Consider the following 1007-nt stretch of genomic DNA (forward strand, 5'->3'; position numbering starts at 1 on the left):
TCGTAAATCTTGACCGTTTCCTGAAAGTTCTTCACCATGTTCTCGGCGGTCGTGGTGGTCTGTATCACGTTCCGCGTGGTGTTCACGATGCTCTGCGCGAGGTTCGACGGGTCAAAGGTCACCCATTGCGCCCGGACTGTCGTGGCGGTGCAGAGCAAGGCCGTAAGGCAGATTGCCATTGGTATTCTTTTCATGTCCGTTGATGATTAAAATGTCCTTGTCAATATTCATATTCCATGCAGTCCCGTACATACACCCCTTCCGAGGCGAGCACGAGCCGCTCGTTATCTTCGTCATAGGCGACCTGCACCCTTTCGGGCAGTTCCGCCCACGTTCCCTGTCCGTTCCGGTAGAGCGTGGCGGTCAGCACGGCTCCCCAGCGGTAGGCGAGGGCGATGCGGTACGTGCGCCCTTCGCGGTACACCCTGACCGGGGGCGACTTGCCCCGGCTTTTCCACCGTCCGCAGATGCGGTCGAGCGGGAACAACGTGGCATATTCCATAGGCTCATCCCTCCCTTGCGTTCCGTTTCTCCTCTGCCAGCCGCTTGATGGCCAGCTCGATGTTGCCGCCGAGCTTCTCCGCCATGCGCTGCACCTCCACTTTCTCGCTCTCTTCGGTGGTGTAACAGAGGTATTCCTCCAATGAGGTTTCCGTCGCATACACCGCCGACTGCACGCCGCCCAGCCCGAACCACACCTCCTTATACTTTCGCGTCGGGTCGTTGGACATGTTCACCGAAAGAATCTGCCCCTTCTCCTTGTCCGTCAGCCCGAGCAGCGTCTGTATCTGGTCGAACTTGTTCAGGTATTTCCGCTGGTCAAGGAGAATCTTGCAGTCCGAGTTGTTGATGATGCTCTCCTTCACAATCGGCGAGGAGATGATGTCCTCCACTTCCTGCGTGACCACCACCGCCTCCCCGTAGAACTTGCGGACGGTCTTGTAGAGGTAGCGGATGTAGTCCGCCATGTTCGCCGAGGCGATGGCCTTCCACGCTTCCTCGATGAC

3 protein-coding genes are annotated in these 1007 nt (G+C 58.1%); all 3 read right to left on the reverse strand.

Going from position 1 to position 1007, the window contains the following annotated elements:
- The coding region (locus tag M3090_RS15375; RefSeq protein WP_249057732.1) for a DUF4141 domain-containing protein at window positions 1–194 on the reverse strand (194 nt) is incomplete at its 3' end.
- Between the two features lie 26 nt (window positions 195–220).
- The gene (locus tag M3090_RS15380) at window positions 221–502 is read right to left on the reverse strand and encodes a DUF3876 domain-containing protein (protein WP_204404721.1); all 282 of its coding nucleotides are present in this window, start codon (window positions 500–502) and stop codon (window positions 221–223) included.
- A gap of 4 nt (window positions 503–506) precedes the next feature.
- On the reverse strand, window positions 507–1007 hold a 501-nt coding region (locus tag M3090_RS15385; protein ID WP_204483390.1), incomplete at its 5' end, for a TraG family conjugative transposon ATPase.

Origin of the sequence: Bacteroides sp. ET71 (assembly GCF_023336905.1) — a bacterium.
Classification (GTDB): domain Bacteria; phylum Bacteroidota; class Bacteroidia; order Bacteroidales; family Bacteroidaceae; genus Bacteroides.